General features: G+C 61.3%; 16 protein-coding genes. 11 read left to right on the top strand and 5 right to left on the bottom strand.

The window, feature by feature from the left end:
- The first annotated feature begins 5 nt into the window (after positions 1-5).
- From AB4048_RS08665 to AB4048_RS08650, 4 genes are all read left to right on the top strand, one after another.
- Positions 6-845 (top strand): carbohydrate ABC transporter permease, encoded by an 840-nt coding sequence (locus AB4048_RS08665; RefSeq protein ID WP_442201532.1) that lies wholly within the window; start codon positions 6-8, stop codon positions 843-845.
- The gene (locus AB4048_RS08660) at positions 842-1,906 is read left to right on the top strand and encodes a Gfo/Idh/MocA family protein (RefSeq protein WP_442201531.1); all 1,065 of its coding nucleotides are present in this window, start codon (positions 842-844) and stop codon (positions 1,904-1,906) included. The genes AB4048_RS08665 and AB4048_RS08660 overlap by 4 nt, the downstream gene beginning before the upstream one ends.
- Before the next feature lie 13 nt (positions 1,907-1,919).
- On the top strand, positions 1,920-2,927 hold the full coding sequence (locus AB4048_RS08655; RefSeq protein ID WP_442201530.1) for an ABC transporter ATP-binding protein: 1,008 nt from the start codon (positions 1,920-1,922) through the stop codon (positions 2,925-2,927).
- A 224-nt stretch (positions 2,928-3,151) separates the two neighbouring features.
- Positions 3,152-5,068, top strand: coding sequence for an adenylate/guanylate cyclase domain-containing protein (locus AB4048_RS08650; RefSeq protein ID WP_442201529.1), 1,917 nt, complete (start codon positions 3,152-3,154; stop codon positions 5,066-5,068).
- Positions 5,069-5,114: 46 nt separating this feature from the next.
- Here the strand turns inward: AB4048_RS08650 and AB4048_RS08645 are convergent, their stop codons facing one another.
- From AB4048_RS08645 to AB4048_RS08625, 5 genes are all read right to left on the bottom strand, one after another.
- Positions 5,115-6,176 carry an ABC transporter ATP-binding protein gene (locus AB4048_RS08645; protein ID WP_442201528.1) on the bottom strand — a complete coding sequence of 354 codons (1,062 nt, stop codon included), beginning with the start codon at positions 6,174-6,176 and terminating at the stop codon, positions 5,115-5,117.
- A gap of 13 nt (positions 6,177-6,189) precedes the next feature.
- Positions 6,190-6,978 carry an ABC transporter permease gene (locus tag AB4048_RS08640; protein ID WP_442201527.1) on the bottom strand — a complete coding sequence of 263 codons (789 nt, stop codon included), beginning with the start codon at positions 6,976-6,978 and terminating at the stop codon, positions 6,190-6,192.
- Positions 6,975-7,871 (bottom strand): ABC transporter permease, encoded by an 897-nt coding sequence (locus AB4048_RS08635; protein ID WP_442201526.1) that lies wholly within the window; start codon positions 7,869-7,871, stop codon positions 6,975-6,977. The genes AB4048_RS08640 and AB4048_RS08635 overlap by 4 nt, the downstream gene beginning before the upstream one ends.
- 66 nt (positions 7,872-7,937) lie before the next feature.
- A complete protein-coding gene (locus AB4048_RS08630) occupies positions 7,938-9,047 on the bottom strand; it encodes an ABC transporter substrate-binding protein (protein WP_442201525.1) in 1,110 nt (369 codons plus the stop codon).
- A gap of 166 nt (positions 9,048-9,213) precedes the next feature.
- Positions 9,214-10,086: a MurR/RpiR family transcriptional regulator gene (locus AB4048_RS08625; RefSeq protein WP_442201524.1), complete on the bottom strand. Its 873-nt coding sequence runs from the start codon at positions 10,084-10,086 to the stop codon at positions 9,214-9,216.
- Positions 10,087-10,256: 170 nt separating this feature from the next.
- On the opposite strand from AB4048_RS08625, the gene AB4048_RS08620 reads away from it, so the two are divergent.
- The 7 genes from AB4048_RS08620 (at position 10,257) to AB4048_RS08590 (ending at position 17,712) form a co-directional block, all read left to right on the top strand.
- The gene (locus AB4048_RS08620) at positions 10,257-11,024 is read left to right on the top strand and encodes an N-formylglutamate amidohydrolase (protein WP_442201523.1); all 768 of its coding nucleotides are present in this window, start codon (positions 10,257-10,259) and stop codon (positions 11,022-11,024) included.
- 126 nt (positions 11,025-11,150) lie between these two features.
- The gene (locus AB4048_RS08615) at positions 11,151-12,722 is read left to right on the top strand and encodes an amino acid permease (RefSeq protein ID WP_442201522.1); all 1,572 of its coding nucleotides are present in this window, start codon (positions 11,151-11,153) and stop codon (positions 12,720-12,722) included.
- A gap of 102 nt (positions 12,723-12,824) precedes the next feature.
- Entirely contained in the window at positions 12,825-14,201 is a 1,377-nt protein-coding gene (locus AB4048_RS08610; RefSeq protein ID WP_442201521.1) for a glutamine synthetase family protein, read from the top strand.
- Between the two features lie 74 nt (positions 14,202-14,275).
- Positions 14,276-14,752, top strand: coding sequence for a helix-turn-helix domain-containing protein (locus AB4048_RS08605; RefSeq protein WP_442201520.1), 477 nt, complete (start codon positions 14,276-14,278; stop codon positions 14,750-14,752).
- Positions 14,745-15,161, top strand: a complete 417-nt coding sequence (locus tag AB4048_RS08600; protein WP_442201519.1) for a type II toxin-antitoxin system VapC family toxin — start codon at positions 14,745-14,747, stop codon at positions 15,159-15,161. The genes AB4048_RS08605 and AB4048_RS08600 overlap by 8 nt, the downstream gene beginning before the upstream one ends.
- Positions 15,162-15,178: 17 nt before the next feature.
- On the top strand, positions 15,179-16,564 hold the full coding sequence (locus AB4048_RS08595) for an aldehyde dehydrogenase family protein (RefSeq protein ID WP_442201518.1): 1,386 nt from the start codon (positions 15,179-15,181) through the stop codon (positions 16,562-16,564).
- Positions 16,561-17,712 (top strand): iron-containing alcohol dehydrogenase, encoded by a 1,152-nt coding sequence (locus AB4048_RS08590; RefSeq protein WP_442201517.1) that lies wholly within the window; start codon positions 16,561-16,563, stop codon positions 17,710-17,712. Before AB4048_RS08595 ends, AB4048_RS08590 begins: the two co-directional genes overlap by 4 nt.
- The last annotated feature ends 166 nt before the right edge of the window (positions 17,713-17,878 follow it).

The raw sequence follows: 17,878 nt of genomic DNA, 5'->3' as shown, positions 1-17,878 counted from the left end.
CGGTCATGTCCAAGGCACGCACGTCCCCCATTCGCAGCGGGCTCGTCCATCTGGCGCTGATTGCCTACACGCTGATCGCGCTGTTTCCGGTGTTCCTGACGATCATCAATTCGTTCAAGGATCGCAATTCGATCTTCCGCGCGCCGCTACAGGTGCCGACGCCGTCGAGCTTTAGCCTGATCGGCTACCAGACGGTGCTGGGGCAGGGCGATTTCGTCACCTATTTCCAGAACAGCTTCATCGTCACGATCGCTTCGATCGTGCTGGTGCTGCTGTTCGGCGCCATGGCGGCCTTCGCGTTGTCGGAGTATCGTTTCCGGCTGAACACGGTCACCGGCCTCTACATGGCGATCGGCATCATGATCCCGATCCGGCTCGGCACGGTCGCTATCCTGCAGGGCATGGTGGCTGCGGGTCTTGTGAACACGCTGACGGCACTGGTGCTCGTCTATACGGCGCAAGGGCTGCCGCTCGCGATCTTCATTCTCTCCGAATTCATGCGCACCGTTTCCGACGACCTGAAGAATGCCGGGCGGATCGATGGGCTCTCGGAATATTCGATCTTCTTCAGGCTGGTGCTGCCGCTGGTGCGCCCGGCGATGGCGACGGTCGCCGTGTTCACCATGATCCCGATCTGGAACGACCTTTGGTTCCCGCTGATCCTTGCGCCGGCGGAGGCGACCAAGACCGTGACGCTCGGCTCGCAGATCTTCATCGGCCAGTTCGTGACCAACTGGAATGCGGTGCTGGCGGCACTGTCGCTCGCCATCCTGCCGATCCTCGTTCTCTACGTTCTGTTCTCGCGTCAGCTCATCCGCGGCATCACGTCAGGAGCAGTCAAGTGAGTTCAACGGAGAAGCCAATTCGCGTTCTCGTCGCCGGCCTCGGCAATATGGGCCGCAGCCATGCGCTCGCCTATCACAACAATCCCGGCTTCGAGATCGTCGGCCTCGTCAACCGCTCGAAACCGGTGCTGGCGCCGGAGCTTGCCGGATATGAGATACACACTGAATTTGAGAACGCCCTCAATGCGTTGAAGCCGGATCTTTGTGCGATCTGCACCTATTCCGACAGCCATGCCGACTATGCCGTCATGGCCTTCGAAGCAGGATGCGACGTCTTTGTCGAGAAGCCGCTGGCAACCACGGTCGCCGATGCTGAACGGGTGGTGGCGGCGGCCAAGAAGGCGGGCCGCAAGCTGGTGGTCGGCTATATTCTGCGCCACCATCCCTCCTGGATGCGGCTGATCGCGGAAGCGCGCCAGCTGGGCGGGCCCTATGTCTTCCGCATGAACCTGAACCAGCAGTCGAGCGGTCCCACCTGGGAAACGCACAAGGCGCTGATGCAGACGACCTCGCCGATCGTCGACTGCGGCGTTCACTATGTCGACGTCATGTGCCAGATCACCGACGCAAAGCCGGTTCAGGTCCGCGGCATGGGCTTGCGCCTCTCCGATGAGATCGCACCCGACATGTACAATTACGGCCAGTTGCAGGTGATGTTCGAAGACGGTTCGGTCGGCTGGTACGAGGCCGGCTGGGGTCCGATGATCTCGGAAACGGCGTTCTTCGTGAAGGACGTCATGTCGCCGAACGGGGCCGTGTCCATCGTCATGGATCCGAACGCCAAATCCGACGACATCGATACCCATACGAAAACATCGGTGATCCGGCTGCACAACGCCGAGACCGGGCCTGACGGTAAATTCATCCGTCCGGACGAGGATCTGAAGATGGCCGGCGAGCCCGGTCACCAGGAACTCTGCGACTTCGAACAAGCCTTCATGTTGAGGGCCGTCCGAGAGGATCTCGACCTTTCCCGTCACATGGCGGACGCCGTCCAGTCGTTGCGCATCTGCCTTGCCGCCGACGAAAGCGTGCGCTCCGGCCAGCCCGTATTTCTATAAAGGATCAGATACTGTGGGATCGCTTCAACTCAAAAACATCCGCAAGGCCTATGGCAACCACGAGGTGCTGAAGGGCATTGATCTCGAGGTGAAGGACGGCGAGTTCGTCATCTTCGTCGGCCCATCCGGCTGCGGAAAGTCGACCCTTTTGCGCAGCATCGCAGGCCTTGAGGATGTCACCAACGGCACCGTGCTAATCAACGGCAAGGATGTGACCGTGACGCCGCCCGCCCAGCGCGGCATTGCCATGGTGTTCCAGTCCTACGCGCTCTATCCGCATCTGACGGTCAAGGACAATATGGGGCTCGGGCTGAAGCAGGCCGGCAAGCCGAAGCAGGAAATCGAAAGCCGCGTCGACAAGGCTTCGGCGATGCTGTCGCTTGCGCCTTATCTTGCGCGTCGCCCGGCCGAGCTTTCCGGCGGCCAGCGCCAGCGTGTGGCGATCGGACGTGCCATCGTGCGCGAGCCGGAACTCTTCCTTTTCGACGAGCCGCTATCGAACCTCGACGCGGCGCTGCGCGTCCAGACCCGGCTCGAAATCGCCCGCCTGCACCGCAGCCTGAAAGCGACGATGGTCTACGTCACCCACGATCAGGTCGAGGCGATGACGCTCGCCGACAAGATCGTCGTGCTGAACGCCGGTGCCATCGAGCAGATCGGCTCGCCGATGGAATTGTACAATCGCCCCGCCAACGTCTTCGTCGCCGGTTTCATCGGCTCGCCGCAGATGAACTTCATCGCCGCCGACCGGCTGGGCGATGCAGCGGGGGCAAAGACCATCGGCGTTCGCCCGGAGCACATTACCCTGTCGCGGAGTGAGGGTACCTGGGCTGCAAAGGTCATCCACGTCGAGCATCTCGGCGCCGACACCATCATCTACCTCGAATCGGAGCACACCGGCCTCCTGACAGTGAGGCTGTTCGGCGAGCACGCCTACCAACCCGACGAAATCGTCTACGCCACCCCTGATAGGGGGCACATGCATCGCTTCGATGACAAGGATCAGGCGATCCGAGCTTGAGCATCCACAAGCTCGAAGGCAACTTGGCCCCGCTCTCGAGCGGGGCTCTTTTGTTTGTGGCTGGGAGGATCGACATCTGTAAGCCAACGCCGTCGTGCGCATGGCAGCCAAGGGATGGAAAGATGGCCGGATGGGAGGAGATACGGCGGGCCCGATTCCGATCGGTCGCCGGTAAGGCATGAATGACGCAAGAACGCGCAGATGAAACACAGGATGATGCCGGCATGTCGTCTCGCCGCTGGGCGAGGCCGCTGAGACTGCATCTGAGCATCGTCATCGTGACGTTGCTCGTTGCGATTTCCGCGCCGCTGATGTGGCTGACGTATCAGCACGGCCGCGCCGCCGCGATCACGGCCGGCGAGAACCAGATGCGGGATCTGGGGCTGCGTGTCATCGACCGCTATCGCAACGTCTTCGGCGATGGATATTCCGCCGTCTCGATGGCATCGGTACTGCCGGAGCTCTTGTCGCCGCCGCCCGGCGATATCGGCTCAAAGCGGGATTTTCTGCTGAAGGCGCTGCAAAGCTCGCCTTTCATCGATGGGATCTATGCGGGCTACCCGAGCGGCTCTTTCGTTCATGCCGTCAATGTCGCAGCAAACCCCAACTGGCGCGAAGCGCTCTCAGCACCTGGTGGCACGGTCTACGCAATGCGGACGATCGAGAAGGACGGGAGCGGGGCGCTGTCCACATGGCGGTTTCTCGATGGTGGAGGCAATCTGCTCTTGGAGCGTGCCGACCGCGACGACACCTTCGACCCCCGGCGCCGGCCCTGGTATCGCGCCGCCGTTGCCGCTGCTGGCCAGGTCTCCGTCGGTCCCTACGCGACGGCGACGACGAAATCCTTGAGCCTCACGCTCGCAATGCCGTCAGCGAAGGACCCGCACGTCGTCGTCGGCGCCGACGTTCTTCTCGAAACCATCAGCCATCTTCTCAACCGCAACGCCGTATCCGCGAACGCGCGAGGCTATGTCTTCGACAGCGACAAGCGGCTGATGGTGCATTCCGACCCTGTGCTCATGGAGCGGATCCTTGACACCCTCTCAAACACCCCCAGGGGCGGCGACGCCGCCTCCCTTACCGGCGATCCGGCGATCGAGCCGATTCAGGCGTTGCTGCAGGGGGGCGAAGCATCGAAGGGCGGTACGATGGGGTTCAACGTCGGGGGAGCGCCTTATCTCGCCGTCGTCGCCCCGGTCGAATTTTCCGGGCTGCTGAAGGGCAATACCGTTGTGATCGCGGCCCCGCTTGAGGATTTCGTGGGGCCGAGCAACCGGCTTCTCACCAAGACGCTGCTGATCGCCGCAGCGCTTCTGATCGCAGGCATATTGGCTGCCCTGATGGTCGCCCGGCTGGTCAGCAATGCCTTGTTTTCCCTTGCCGGCGAGGCTCGCCGGATCGGCGATCTGAAGCTGGAGAAGCGTGAGCCGACGCATTCGCTCATTGCCGAGATCAACACGTTGTCGAGGGCGCTCGGCGCGGCACGCGACGCAATCTACAATTTCTCCCTCTACGTTCCGCGCGAGCTGGTGCGCAAGATCATAGATTCCGGGCAGGGCGCCGATGCGGCGGCCCGCCAGGACGTGACGCTGCTTTTCACCGATATCCGCGACTTCACGACGATCTCGGAACAGCACTCTCCGGAGGCGGTGGTCGAGATGCTGTCGGCCTATTTCCAGCGGATGAACGATGTCGTTGAACAACACAACGGCACGATTATCCAATATCTGGGCGACTCGATCTTCGGCATGTGGAATGCGCCGGTCGCCGATCCCGAGCATGTGGAGAACGCCTGCCGCGGCGCGCTGGCCCTCAAGACGGCGATCGACGCGCTCAACGCGGAAAACCGCGCGGCGGGGCGTCCTGAGTTCATCACCCGCTTCGGTCTTCACACGGGGCCTGCGGTGGTCGGCAGCGTCGGGGCGCAGTCACGACGGCAATATACCGCCATGGGCGATACGGTGAACGTCGCATCGCGCCTCGAGGGGATGAACAAGCAGTTTGGAACGTCCATCCTTGCCAGCCGCGCCGTCTACGAGGCCGCCGGCAAGGCATTCCGTTTCCGGCCGCTCGGCCTTGCGCAGGCGAAGGGACGTCTGGAGGAGATCGAGGTCTTTGAACTCCTGGGCGCTGACGCCTAGACCGCTTACGTCGCGGAACCTGGTCAGTCGCGGATGAGGAACCTGGTCAGTCGCGGATCACCAGCAGGTCGGATGCGGAGAAGCGCAGCGTGACCGTCTCCCCGACGGCGGGCGGGAGCATGCCGGGGCTGTTGAACATGTCGAATGAAATGACGTTTCCGCCGACGTTCAAGCGGGTGCGGATGACGGAGCCGAGGAAATGCGCCGAGGCGACCTGGCCTGTCAGTGCGGTGTCGCCGGGCGCGGCTTCGGAGAGCGATCCCGCTTCCGGGCGCAGCGCCAGTGAAACCGTATCGCCGGGTTTGAAGGCGGTCACCGATTGCTTCAGCGTCACGCCCTGGTCGCCGATCATGATGCGGTTGGCGGAGGGGTCGACGACCTTTGCCTCGATCATGTTGAGCGTGCCGACGAAGGATGCGACGAAGCGCGTGGCGGGCGTGTTGTAGATCTCGAAGGGCGTGCCAATCTGGTCGGCGCGGCCGGCGTTCATCACGACGATGCGGTCGGAGATCGACAATGCCTCTTCCTGATCGTGCGTCACGAAGACGGTGGTGATGCCGAGCTTCTGTTGGATGAGGCGGATTTCCTCGCGCAGCGACACGCGGATCTTGGCGTCGAGAGCCGAGAGCGGCTCGTCGAGCAAGAGCACCTGCGGTTTGACGGCAAGCGCGCGGGCGAGCGCCACACGCTGCTGCTGGCCGCCCGAGAGCTGGTAGGGATAGCGGTCGGCGAGATGTTCGAGCTTGATGAGACCGAGCATTTCCTTAACGCGCGCGTCGATCTCTTCCTTGCCGGCGCCGGCAACCTTCAAGCCGAAGGCGACGTTGTCGTACACCAACATGTTCGGGAAAAGGGCGTAGGCCTGGAACACCATGCCGATGTTGCGCTGGTTCGGCTTCAGCTGGATCTGGTCCTTGCCGGCAATCGTGATAGAGCCGGCGCTGGGCGTCTCGAAGCCCGCGATCATTCTCAAGACCGTCGTCTTGCCGCAGCCCGAGGGGCCGAGGAAAGAAACGAACTCGCCCTTCTCGATGTGCATGGTGAAATCATGCACCACCTGCACGCTGCCGAAGGACTTCTTGAGGTTGGAGAGTTCGAGAAAAGCCATGGATGCGGAAACCTCAAGCCTTGGCCGGAGCGGCCCGGTTGAAACGGGAGACGAGTTGCAGGAGGCCCATGCTGAGCCAGGTGACCGCAAAGGCAATCATCGCAAGCGCTGAAGGTTCATAAGCCCGGTTGGCGCCGACGAGCTGCAGGTAAGGGCCGAAGGCGGGGCGCCCGAGCAGCGAGGCCATGGTGAACTCGCCGATGACGATTGCAAGCGTGATGAAGGCGCCGGAAAGCACGCCGCTCATGACGTTCGGGAAAATGCAGCGGAACATGATGGTCGGCCACTTCGCACCGAGGCTCTCTGCCGCTTCCGTCAGGGTCCGGACGTCGATCGTGCGCATCGCCGTGTCGACCGCGCGGTACATATAGGGCAGCGACAGGGTGATGTAGGAGCAGACGAGCAGCACGTTCGTGCCGAAGGTGGAGCCGGTGAAGGGCAGGATCGAAGAGGAATTGTAGAGGCGCAGATACCCGAAGACGATGACGATCGCCGGTATCACCAGCGGCATCAGCGTCACGAACTCGACGACCGGACGCATCTGCGGCAGCCTGAGCCGCACCCAGTAGGCGGTCGGCACGACGAGGAGCATGCCGAAGACGATGGTGAGCATCGCCATCAGCATCGAGAAGCCGAAGGTGGCACGGAACGAAGCGTCGGCGAAGACCGACTGGTAGGCGTCGAAACTGTATTCGCCGCGGCGCATGCGCAGCGAGAATTCGAACGTGCCGAGCAGCGGCACGAAAAAGTAGGTGACGCCGATGGCAATGGATATCCAGGCGAGGAGGCGTTCCAGCTTCATTTCTGCCACCGTTCGGCGCGCATGCGCAGCATGATGTAGATGATGTTCGAGACGCCAGTAATCACGATCATGCCGAGCGCCAGGGCGTAGCCGAGGTTGGCGTTGTGCAGGACGTCGCCGCGGATCTGCGCGTAAAGCAGGATTGGCACGATGTTCAACGAGCTTCCGGTGAGCGCGAAGGCGGTGGCGATGGCACCGAAGGCATTGGCGAAGAGCAGCAGCGTCGTGCCAAGCAGGCTCGGCCACAGGATCGGAAAGGCGACCATGCGCCAATACTGCCGGTTCGTGGCGCCCAAGATCGAAGCCGCCTCGCGCCATTCCTTCTTCATGCCGTCGAGAGCCGGCGTCAGGATCAGCACCATCAGCGGGATCTGGAAGTACATGTAGGTAATGGTAAGCCCGAGGAAGCTCAGCAGATTGAAGCCGGTCGAATAGAGATTGAAGTCGAACCAGTTGCGCAGGAAGACGGTTACCAGGCCGGTGCGGCCGAGCGTCGCCAGGAAGGCGAAGGCAAGGGGCACGCCGGCGAAGTTGGAGGCCACGCCGGAAAAGGTCAGCAGGCCGTGGCGTATCCACGACGGCAGGCCGCCGAAGACGATGGCCCAGGCGAGGAAGAAGCCGATGATGCCACCGCCGAGGGCGGAGGCGACCGAAACCTTGATGCTGACCCAATAGGCGCTGAGGATCGTCGGCGTGAACAGGTCCGCGATGTTCTGCAGCGTGAAGGCGCCCTCCGGCGTCAGGAACGCTCCGGCCACCAGATAGATCGTCGGCGCGATCAGGAACAGCAACGCGAAAATCGTAAACGGCGCGATACCGAGCCAATCGATCACGGCACGCCTATCGACAAAGGCGGCGGAACTGATCGTCGATGTGGTTGCGGTGCTGCTCATGAAATTCCCAACTTCAGGAAAACAAAGAGCCTCCCCGCCCGTCGGACGGAGAGGCTCGTGCGTTGATTACTTGACGTTGGCGCCGACGACGGAATCCCAGTTCTTGGTGATCTTCTCCTTGCCGGCTGCCTGCTCGTCGAGCGTCGGGAACACGGCCTTTTCATAGGCTGCTGCCGGCGGCAGCTTGTCGAGCAGCTCCTTCGGGATCTTGTTGTTCTTGGCAAGATCGTTGAAGCGGATCGGGTGGCAATAGCCCTTCAGCCAGCCGAGCTGACCTTCGTCCGAATAGAGGTATTCCATCCAAAGCTTGGCGGCGTTCGGATGCGGCGCGAAGGCCGAAATCGCCTGCACGTAAACGCCGGCGACGACGCCCGTCTTCGGAACGACGACTTCGAACGGCGGGTTGCCCTTCAGGCCTTCGCCCCAGGAGAGGGCGTTATAGTCCCAGGCGACGATGATCGGCGTCGAGCCTTGCGCGAAAGGCGCTGCCTTGCCGATGACGGGGACGAAATTGCCGGCCTTGTTCAGCGCGGCGAAGAACTTCAGACCTTCATCGCCTGCCTTGGCGGCGTCACCACCGGAAGCAGACAGACCGGAGGCATAAACGCCCTGAACCGCCTGGTTGGCGGTGCGGGGATCGCCGGCGAGCGCCACCGAGTTGGCGTAATCGCTCTTCTGCAGATCGGACCAATCGGCAGGCGAGGTCTTGACGAGATCCTTGTTCACAAGGAACGACAGAACGCCGTAGTAGTCGCCGTACCAGAAGCCGTCGGCATCCTTCGCGCTATCCGGAATGGAGTCCCAGGTCGAGACCTTGTAAGGCTGGATCAGGCCGTCCTTCTTGGCGGACGGGCCGAAGGAGAGACCGACGTCGATAACGTCAGGCGCCTGCGGGCCGGTGTTGCCCTTGTTGGCCTTGATGGCTTCCACTTCGTCGCCCGAGCCGGCGTCAGGGTTCAGCTCGTTGACTTCGATGCCGTACTTGGCCTTGAAGCCGGCAATAACCTCGCCATAGCCGCACCAGTCGTGCGGGAGTGCGATGGTCGTCAGCGTGCCTTCCTTCTTGGCGGCGGCGATGAGTTCATCGCTCGGCGCGGCCGCGGCAATTGCCGTCGATGCGACCATCATGGCGGTGGTAACTGAAAGCAAGCGGTTGAATTTCTTGATCACTGGCATTCTCCCTTTTAGTGTCCGTGTCCGGCGTTGCTGTTAATGACGTAGCGTGAAGCTTGTGTGACGGTCCCGAGGACCAATTTCGGCATGCTTGGTCGATGTATGCGATGGCCAAACGGAAGGTTGCTCCTCAGACCGCGGTTCGCGTGTTGGTTCCTCCCCTTCCGCCTCAGCTTAGCCTGCGAAACAGCTGAGTCTGCTCGAAAAGGCCTTCGAGCGTTTTCAGACGCTCGCTCGTCTCATCCCATGTGGCACTCTGCACCGCCTCGATGAGCGCCTCGATGAGGAAAAGCGTTACGACAGAGGAGTCCCAGGCAGACGGCGCTTCAATCTGCACCCGAAAGGTATGGCGCGCATACTTTGCCGCAGGGGTCGTCCATTGATCGGTGAAGACGACGATATCGGCGCCTTTCCCGCGTGCGGCCGCAGCCAGGCTGACCATCTCCTGTTCGTAGCGGCGGATATCGAAGATCACGAGAACGTCGCCAGCCTTCATGTTGAGCACATATTGCGGCCACGAGCTGGAATTGGACGACAGAAGGGTCGTGTTCGGCCGGATGACCTGCATATGCGTGAAGAAATACTCCGCCAGCGCTCCGGTAATGCGTCCGCCGACGAAATAGAGCCCACCCTTGTGCTGCGACAGCAAAGCCGCCACGCTGTCGAACGTGCTCGCGTCGAGATCCGCCAGCGTCTGGCGCAGATTGCCGGTGATGGCGTCGGCGAAGCGGTTGAGGATATGCGTACCCGGCGCCTTGGAGGCCCAGCGGTCGTGTTTGGTGAGGGGATTGGAGATCGTCGCCTCGACCTCCTGGTGAAGCCGCGATTGAAAATCGGGGTATCCCTTGAAGCCGAGTTTCTGCACCATGCGCGCCACGGTCGGAGTCGAAACCTGGGCGTTTTCCGCAACCGTCGTGATGCTGCCCAATCCGGAAACCGGGTAATTTTCGAGAAGGCTACGCGCCAGCTGCTTCTCCGCGCGGGTGAGCGCTTCGAAACGAGCGTTGATGACGTCCGAAACTGTCTTCGACGCAGTATTCACCCTGTTCCCCTGGGAAGGTCTTCGCCTGTCTCCTCAGAGGATTTAATAACGCTGTCACAATCGAGTCAACGGCTCATTGAAGAGAAAATTTCAGTCCGCTGTTGACAGAAGCAGAATCCTGAAGAATTCTTTTCTTTGAAGAATTCGTTAAGTATTGGGTGGGGACCCGGATGCTTGTCGGGGTTGATGTTCTGAGCAAAGCGGAAGGCAGTTGCGTTGCGGTCGAAAGACCGGACGGACGCAGCCCCGTTTTTGTCGTATGCGAACATGCCTCGAACCTTTTGCCGAGCAGATACGGTAATTTAGGATTGTCGGATGAAGCTCTTTCGAGCCACATAGCCTGGGATCCGGGTGCGCTCGCGATCGCACGCGGCCTCTCGGCCAGCCTTGATGCCACGCTCGTCTCCCAGCGCTTCTCACGGCTGATCTACGACTGCAACCGGCCGCCCGAATCACCGGGTGCGATGCCGGAACTGAGCGAGATTTACGAGATCCCGGGCAACCGGGGCCTTTCCACAGCTGAGCGTGAGGCGCGGACGCGGGCGCTCTACATTCCGTTTCACGACCGCATCGAAACGCTCGTCAAGGAGCGGGCAGCGCGCGGGCAGCCGACGGTGCTCGTTACGATCCACAGTTTCACGCCGGTCTATAACGGCAAGCCGCGCGCGGTGGAACTTGGCATTCTGCACGACGAAGATGCCTGGCTTGCCGATCGCATGCTTGCGGCGGCCGCCGAAGCGCCGCTCTATCGAACGGAGCGAAACGAACCTTACGGGCCGAAGGACGGCGTCACCCATACGCTGAAGCTGCATGGGATCGCCAACGGCCTCTATAACGTCATGATCGAGGTCCGCAACGACCTCATTGTCGACGAGGTCAGCCAGGGGGTCATGGCTGACTATCTGTCGGGGCTCATCCGGACCAGTCTGGACGCCTGAAACAAAAAGAAACGACCCAGGGGAGCAGTTGAACTGCAAAGGGCCGCGCGGGCTGAATGTCTGAACGGCTGAAACGCAATGGGTCATCGGCAATCGGGCGGACGACCGCGGATTTAGGGGAATTCGATGGCGGAATACACCGAAACAGACAAAAAGCACGACACACACGTCCTGCATTCCATGGGTTATGCGCAGGAACTCGAACGACGCATGAGTTCGTTCTCGAACTTTGCGATCTCGTTTTCGATCATCTGCATCCTGTCAGGCGGCATCAATTCGCTCGCGCAGGCCACTTCAGGCGCCGGCGGCGCGGCCATCGGCATCGGCTGGCCGATCGGGTGCTTCATTTCGCTGGTCTTCGCCGTTGCCATGGCGCAGATCAGCTCGGCTTATCCGACGGCTGGCGGCCTCTATCACTGGGGCTCGATCCTCGGCAACCGCTTCACGGGCTGGCTGACCGCATGGTTCAACCTGCTCGGCCTCGTCACGGTGCTCGGCGCCATCAACGTCGGCACCTACTACTTCTTCCTCGGCGCCTTCGGTACGCATCTTGGGATCGCGGATTCGACGGTTGTCCGCATCGTGTTCCTGGTGATCATCACCGGCCTGCAGGCCCTGGTGAACCACATGGGCATCGGACTGACCGCGAAACTCACGGACTTCTCGGGCTATTTGATCTTCGCGACCGCGATCATACTTTCCCTCGTGTGCCTGGCGTCCGCGCCATCCTACGAGATCGCCCGCCTCTTCACCTTCACCAACTATTCGGGCGTGGCGACGGTTGCCGCCGACGGATCACTGACCGGCGCGCCGGTCTGGCCGCAGTTCTCGATGGGCTGGGTCTTCGCGCTCGGTCTGTTGCTGCCGATCTACACGATCACCGGTTATGATGCCTCCGCCCATACGTCGGAGGAAACGCTGAAAGCTGCTCATTCCGTACCGCGCGGCATGGTCTCCTCCGTGCTGTGGTCGGCGCTCTTCGGCTACATCATGCTGTGCTCCTTCGTGCTGATGCTCCCGAGCATGGACGACGCCGCCAAGCAGGGCTGGAACGTATTCTTCTGGGCGATGGACGCGCAGGTGAACCCGACCATCAAGATCCTGCTCTATCTGGCTATCTTCGTGAGCCAGTGGCTGTGCGGTCTGGCGACCGTGACGTCGGTGTCGCGCATGATCTTCGCGTTCTCGCGTGACGGCGGCCTGCCGGCCTCCAAGGCCCTTTCGAAGGTGAGCCCGCAATACCGCACGCCGGTCGCGGCCATCTGGACGGGCTCGATCCTGTCGGTCCTGTTCGTGTGGGGGTCCTCGCTCGTCTCGATCGGCGATACGCCGGTATACTCGATCGTCGTCTCCTGCACCGTCATCTTCCTGTTCTTCTCCTTCGCGATCCCGATCGCGCTTGGCCTGTTCGCCTGGGGAACCTCGAAGTGGGACAAGATGGGGCCGTGGAACCTCGGCGAGGGCATGTTCAAGCTGTTCGCCATTCTGTCGATCATCGCCATGGTCGTGATCTTCGTTCTCGGCATCCAGCCGCCGAACGACTGGGCTCTCTACATCACCGTCGGCTTCCTGGTCGTCACCGCGATCGTCTGGTTCGGCTTCGAACGCAGCCGGTTCCAGGGGCCGCCGATCGGCGACATGATCGCCAAGCGTCAGGCCGAGATCGCGGCAGCGGAACGAGCCGTCGGCGAGGCTTGAGCCTTTAGCGCCATACCAGAGCGGGGCCGCTGATTTCGGCCCCGCTTGTCTACCGCGCATTGTCGTGCGGACAATCCCTTTCATCGTTTCAGGCGGTTTATCATGAGCAGCAGCAGCTATACGTTCGACGACCTCAAGAAGGATGTGGCCGAGGGCCGCATCGACACGGTTCTGGCGTGCCAGGTCGACATGCAGGGGCGCCTGATGGGCAAGCGCTTCCAGGCCGAGTATTTTATCGAGAGCGCCTGGAAAGAGACGCATAGTTGCAACTATCTGCAAGCCACCGATATCGAGATGGAGACCGTCTCGGGCTACAAGGCGACGAGCTGGGAAAAGGGCTACGGCGACTATACGATGAAGCCGGATCTCACGACGCTGCGGCGTATTCCATGGCTCGAGGGCACGGCGCTGGTGCTCTGCGACGTGCTTGATCATCACACCCACGAGGACGTGCCGCATTCGCCGCGCGCCATTTTGAAGAAGCAGGTCAAGCGCCTCGAGGCGATGGGCATGAAGGCCTTTATGGCCTCGGAACTGGAATTCTTCCTCTTCGACCAGACCTACGAGGCGGCCCAGGCCTCCGGCTACCGCAACCTCAAGCTCGCAAGCGCCTACAACGAGGACTACCACATCTTCCAGACGACGAAGGAAGAGGAGGTGATGCGGGCGATCCGGACCGGCCTTCAGGGTGCCGGCATTCCCGTCGAGAACTCCAAGGGCGAAGCGTCCGCGGGCCAAGAAGAAATCAACGTTCGCTATACCGACGCCCTGACGATGGCCGACCGCCACGCGATCATCAAGAACGGCTGCAAGGAGATCGCTTGGTCGAAGGGCAAGGCCATAACCTTCCTTGCCAAGTGGAACTATGCCGCCGCCGGCAGCTCGTCGCACATTCATCAGTCGCTTTGGAGCGCCGACGGCAAGACACCGCTTTTCCACGACGAAAACGAAAAGCACGGTATGTCGCCGATGATGAAGCACTACGTCGCCGGCCTTCTAAGCCACGCAAGCGAGATCACCTATTTCCTCGCGCCCTATATCAACTCCTACAAGCGCTTCATGGCAGGCACCTTCGCGCCGACGAAGGCTGTGTGGAGCAAGGACAACCGCACGGCTGGCTACCGCCTTTGCGGCGAGGACACCAAGGCAATCCGCATCGAATGCCGTGTCGGCGGCTCCGATCTCAATCCGTATCTCGCCTTTGCGGCATTGATCGCCGCCGGCCTCGACGGCATCGAGAAGAAGATGGACCTCGAAGCAGCTTTTGTCGGCGACGCCTATTTCGGCGGCAAGGAGGTTCGCGAAATTCCGCGCACGCTGCGCCACGCGACCACCGCGATGACGGGCTCGGCCATGCTTCGCGCCGCCTTCGGCGACGAGGTCATCGACCACTACACCCGCGCCGCGGAATGGGAGCAGGAAGAATACGATCGCCGCGTCACCGATTGGGAGGTGGCGCGCGGGTTCGAGCGTGCGTAAATCGCAACATGTTGTGATTATCTTTGACAAAGCCATGCCATCGCACGAAGATTGGCTTTCCAATGAGGTCGGCCATGGCAGCTATCGATACGGCGTGGTTTCATCAGAGGCTAGATGCGCGTAGCCAATCCGTTCGCGGCCTGGCGCGCTACCTGAATATCGACGCCAGCGCGGCCTCACGCATGCTGAGAGGCGAACGCAAGATGAGCGCGGACGAACAAGACCAGGTTGCTGCCTTCCTTGGTGTGACGATCGAAGAGGTGGCACTTCATCGACGCGGAGAGCTGCTGGGTTTCAGCGAGCGAAAGCAGGCCGATTACGCGGCAGATGTCCAGCCCTCTCCGGAGGTGTCTTCCGCGAAGATGTTTACGGAAGCGGACGTCATCTACAGCGACGGCAAGCAATGGATGGAAGGTGACGAGGGAGAATTGATTGAGTTGCATCCGATTTTCGGATGTATGAAGGGGACCATGACGGTCATGCCGGGCGTCGATCTGACGGCGCCGATGGATTGGGACGAAGAGTGGGGCGAAAAGCTCTACAATGAGTAATGCCTATTTGCTTGATACATGCGCCGTCATATGGATGTCGCAGAAGGAGCCTCTGACGTTTCAGGCGGTCGCTATCATGGCGAATTGCAGAGACGGGAGCAAAACTGTGTTCGTATCCGCTGTCAGCGCCTGGGAAATGGGAATGTTGGTCTCGCGGGGGCGCATCAGGGAAACAAGAAGTGCCAAGCGGTGGTATGACGATTTTCTTCTTGAGGCTCACGTGAACGAGCAGCCTGTGACAACGGATATCTTCATAGCCTCATCGTTTCTTCCACAGCCGATTCACAAGGATCCAATCGACCGCATTCTCATCGCCACCGCGCGCGAACACGACCTGACTATCATAACCCGCGACAAGGCGATTCTCGCCTACGGCGCGGCTGGCCATGTGAAGACCCTGGCCTGCTAAACTGGAGACTGAAGAGCATGACAATGATCCAATGTATTTCGCCGGTCGACGGATCGGTCTACGCGGAGCGCGAGGCGCTGTCGCTGGAGGCCGCGAAGGATGTTGTGGCGCGGGCAAGGAAGGCGCAGAAGGCTTGGGCGAAACGGCCCCTCGAGGAGCGCGTCCAGCTCGTGCTCAAGGGTGCGGCGCGTCTCAATGAAATGGCCGATGTCGTCGTGCCGGAATTGGCCTGGCAGATGGGGCGGCCGGTGCGCTACGGCGGCGAATACAAGGGCTTCAACGAACGTTCCAATTACGTCGCCTCAATTGCCGCCGATGCGCTTTCGCCGCTGGTGGTGGAAGCAAGCGACCGCTTCGAGCGCCGCATCGAGCGCGAACCGCATGGTGTCGTTTTCGTCATCGCGCCCTGGAACTATCCCTACATGACGGCGATCAACACGATCGCGCCTGCGCTGATGGCGGGCAACACGGTCATCCTGAAGCATGCGTCGCAGACGCTGCTCGTCGGCGAGCGGCTGGTGCAGGCGTTCGTCGAGGCGGGCGTTCCCGAAGACGTCTTCCAAAACATCTTCCTCGACCATGATACGACCTCGGCGCTGATTGCTGCCGGCAGCTTCAACTTCGTCAATTTCACCGGCTCGGTGCAGGGCGGCCGTTCGATCGAGCGGGCCGCTGCCGGCACATTTACCAGCCTCGGGTTGGAGCTTGGCGGCAAGGATCCCGGCTATGTGATGGAGGATGCGGACCTCGACGCCGCCGTCGATACGCTGATGGATGGGGCGACCTACAATTCGGGTCAATGCTGCTGCGGCATCGAGCGCATCTATGTGCACGAAACGCTCTACGACAGCTTTGTCGAAAAGTCGGTTGCCTGGGTATCGAACTACAAGCTTGGCAATCCGCTCGATCCTGAAACCTCGCTCGGGCCGATGGCCAACAAGCGCTTCGCCAAGGTGGTGCGCGAGCAGATCAGAGACGCTGTTTCCAAGGGCGCCAAGGCTCTCGTCGATCCGAAACTTTTCCCTGCCGACGACGGTGGCGCCTATCTTGCGCCGCAGGTTCTCGTCGACGTCGACCATTCCATGAGCTTCATGCGTGAGGAAACGTTTGGTCCCGCCGTCGGCATCATGAAGGTGAAGAACGACGAGGAAGCGCTCGGCCTGATGAACGACAGTCAATACGGGCTGACGGTTTCACTCTGGACGAAGGATGCCGAACGCGCCGCGCGTCTCGGCCGCGACATCGAGACCGGCACGGTCTTCATGAATCGCGCCGACTATCTCGATCCGGCTTTGTGCTGGACCGGCGTCAAGGAAACCGGCCGCGGCGGCTCGCTCTCGATCCTCGGTTTCCAGAATCTGACCCGCCCGAAATCCTATCACCTGAAGAAAGTCACAGCATGAGCAGCAACATCACAGCCAACTGGAGCTATCCGACAGCCGTCAAGCTCGGCCGGGGCCGCATCAAGGAATTGGCGGACGCGGCCAAGAGCCTTGGCATGAAGAAGCCGCTGCTGATCACCGATCGCGGCCTCGCCTCGATGGCGATCACGAAGACGGCGCTCGACATTCTCGAGGAAGCAGGCCTCGGCCGCTCCATCTTCGCCGAAGTCGATCCGAACCCGAACGACAAGAACCTCGCGGCCGGCGTGAAGGCCTTCAAGGACGGCGGCCACGACGGCGTTATAGCCTTCGGTGGCGGATCGGGCCTCGATCTTGGCAAGTGCGTTGCCTTCATGGCGGGGCAGACCCGGCCGGTCTGGGATTTCGAAGACATCGGCGACTGGTGGACGCGGGCGAGCGTCGAAGGCATCGCGCCGATCGTCGCGGTCCCGACCACGGCGGGCACCGGCTCGGAAGTGGGACGCGCCAGCGTCATCACCAACTCCGAAACCCATGTGAAGAAGATCATTTTCCATCCAAAGTTCCTGCCCGGCGTCGTCATCGCCGACCCGGAACTGACGGTCGGCATGCCGAAGGTCATCACCGCCGGCACCGGCATGGATGCGTTCGCCCATTGCCTGGAAGCCTATTCCTCGCCCTTCTACCATCCGATGTCGGCCGGGATCGCGCTCGAAGGCATGCGCCTGGTCAAGGAATACCTGCCGCGTGCCTATCACGAGGGAACGGATCTCGAAGCGCGCGCCAACATGATGTCGGCAGCCGCAATGGGGGCTGTCGCCTTCCAGAAGGGGCTTGGCGCCATCCATGCCCTGTCGCACCCGATCGGCGCCGTCTACAACACACATCACGGCATGACGAATGCCGTCGTCATGCCGGCGGTCCTTCGGTTCAATCGCAAAGCGATTGAAGACAAGATCGCCCGCGCCGCCGCCTATCTCGGCATTGCCGGGGGATTCGACGGATTTTATGACTATGTGCTGAAGCTGCGCACCGAACTTCACGTTCCGGAAAACCTGACGGCGATGGGCATTCAGCCCGACCGCATCGACGACCTTTCCGCCATGGCGATCGAGGACCCTAGCGCCGGCGGCAATCCGGTCGCCCTGACGCTCGAAAACACCAAGGCGTTGTTTAGGGATTGCTTCTGAAGTTTCCAATCGTTGATGATCTTAAGGCCCGGAAACGCCGTTTCCGGGCTTTTCTCTGCCTGAAACTTAGTTGTGCGAGAAAGCGAGCCAAAGCTACGGAAAGACGCCGTTTCAGACTGAGGCTACGTGTTTGGGTTTTGTTAACCATCCTGAGTAAGAATGTATT

It is taken from the genome of Rhizobium sp. RAF56 (assembly GCF_052113965.1).
GTDB lineage: Bacteria > Pseudomonadota > Alphaproteobacteria > Rhizobiales > Rhizobiaceae > Rhizobium.
The sequence above is the reverse complement of the archived record's forward strand: the minus strand, read 5'-3'. Positions and strand labels throughout refer to the sequence as shown.

What these genes read in the sequence shown, in the direction of transcription:
- AB4048_RS08650 (WP_442201529.1), top strand. Translation starts at nt 3,152, where the DNA reads ATGTCGTCTCGCCGCTGGGCGAGGCCGCTGAGACTGCATCTGAGCATC.
- AB4048_RS08630 (WP_442201525.1), bottom strand. Translation starts at nt 9,047, where the DNA reads ATGCCAGTGATCAAGAAATTCAACCGCTTGCTTTCAGTTACCACCGCC.
- AB4048_RS08645 (WP_442201528.1), bottom strand. Translation starts at nt 6,176, where the DNA reads ATGGCTTTTCTCGAACTCTCCAACCTCAAGAAGTCCTTCGGCAGCGTG.
- AB4048_RS08635 (WP_442201526.1), bottom strand. Translation starts at nt 7,871, where the DNA reads ATGAGCAGCACCGCAACCACATCGACGATCAGTTCCGCCGCCTTTGTC.
- AB4048_RS08605 (WP_442201520.1), top strand. Translation starts at nt 14,276, where the DNA reads ATGGCAGCTATCGATACGGCGTGGTTTCATCAGAGGCTAGATGCGCGT.
- AB4048_RS08590 (WP_442201517.1), top strand. Translation starts at nt 16,561, where the DNA reads ATGAGCAGCAACATCACAGCCAACTGGAGCTATCCGACAGCCGTCAAG.
- AB4048_RS08640 (WP_442201527.1), bottom strand. Translation starts at nt 6,978, where the DNA reads ATGAAGCTGGAACGCCTCCTCGCCTGGATATCCATTGCCATCGGCGTC.
- AB4048_RS08600 (WP_442201519.1), top strand. Translation starts at nt 14,745, where the DNA reads ATGAGTAATGCCTATTTGCTTGATACATGCGCCGTCATATGGATGTCG.
- AB4048_RS08615 (WP_442201522.1), top strand. Translation starts at nt 11,151, where the DNA reads ATGGCGGAATACACCGAAACAGACAAAAAGCACGACACACACGTCCTG.
- AB4048_RS08665 (WP_442201532.1), top strand. Translation starts at nt 6, where the DNA reads ATGTCCAAGGCACGCACGTCCCCCATTCGCAGCGGGCTCGTCCATCTG.
- AB4048_RS08595 (WP_442201518.1), top strand. Translation starts at nt 15,179, where the DNA reads ATGACAATGATCCAATGTATTTCGCCGGTCGACGGATCGGTCTACGCG.
- AB4048_RS08620 (WP_442201523.1), top strand. Translation starts at nt 10,257, where the DNA reads ATGCTTGTCGGGGTTGATGTTCTGAGCAAAGCGGAAGGCAGTTGCGTT.
- AB4048_RS08610 (WP_442201521.1), top strand. Translation starts at nt 12,825, where the DNA reads ATGAGCAGCAGCAGCTATACGTTCGACGACCTCAAGAAGGATGTGGCC.